1 protein-coding gene is annotated in these 1,066 nt (G+C 69.7%); it reads right to left on the bottom strand.

The window, feature by feature from the left end:
- Window positions 1–958, bottom strand: a 958-nt coding sequence (locus IO30_RS0129025; protein WP_031147795.1) for an IS481 family transposase, incomplete at its 3' end; no start/stop codon positions are given.
- Between the last annotated feature and the right edge of the window lie 108 nt (window positions 959–1,066).

The following is a 1,066-nucleotide window of genomic DNA, read 5'->3' as shown; positions in this document are numbered from 1 at the left end:
TGTGTTGTCCGGACAGGTTGGTGACGCGGCTGGCGGGTGTTTGGCCTTGGATGCCGGTGTGGGGCCGGTGGTAGTTGTACCAGTCGATCCAGTCGGTGAACGCTTCCTGGCGCTGGTGATCTGAGGTGTAGGGCCGGTGGTAGGCCCATTCCTCGAGGAGGGTGCGGTGGAAGCGTTCGACCTTGCCGTTGGTCTGCGGGCGCCAGGGCCTGGTCCAGCGGGGGCTGATGCCCAGGTCATCGCATGTCTCGCGCCAGGTGTTCTTGCTGTAGGCCCAGGCGTTGTCGGTCAGCACGCGTTCAACGCGGATGCCGTGGGCGGCGAACCAGGCGACGGCGCGGGTCAGGAAGGCGGCGCAGGTCGGGGCGGTCTCATCGGGCAGATCCTCGGTGTATGCGAGGCGGGTGTGGTCGTCGAGTGCGGTGTGGAGGTAGGCGTATCCGGCGCCGTTTCGGCGGTCCTTGTGCGGGCTGCCAGCTGCCCGGCCGAGGGCTTTGTGGCCGCCGCCGTCGGGGATCCGGCCCAGCTTCTTGACGTCGATGTGGATGAGTTCGCCCGGCCGGGCACGTTCGTAGCGGCGGACGGGCTCGCCGGTGGCCCGGTCGAGTGCGGCCAGGGGCGGCTGGCCGTTGCGGACCAGGATGCGGTGGGCGGTCGAGGGCGCGATGTGGCATCGGGCTGCCAGCCGCAGTGGGCCGATCCGGTGTTCCCGTCGGAGGCGGAGCACTTCCGCCTCAACCTCGGCAGCGGTCCTTCGGGGCTGGTGGTGGGGCCGGCTGGAGCGGTCACCCATTCCGGCGATGCCCAGCTGTCGGTAGCGGGCGGCCCAGCGGGCCGCGGTGGTGTGGCTGACCTGGAAGCGTTCCGCGGCCCGGCGCACGGGCCAGCCGTCGTCCACGACACAGCGGGCCAGGCGAAGTCGTCCGGTCTCGGTCAGCGGGGCATTACGGTGGGGCACGAGGGCCTCCTGTCTTCGGTGGAGATGTCGCAATCCACACCGAACCCGGAGGCCCTCACCCATTTCAAGAACCCAGCACGCGTGTCACCAACGTCCCGGGACAACACA

The sequence above is a fragment of the Streptomyces xanthophaeus genome (assembly GCF_000725805.1).
In the GTDB taxonomy this organism is placed as follows: Bacteria; Actinomycetota; Actinomycetes; order Streptomycetales; family Streptomycetaceae; genus Streptomyces; species Streptomyces xanthophaeus.
Note: the sequence above shows the minus strand (reverse complement) of the source record. Positions and strands in the feature narration are given on the sequence as shown.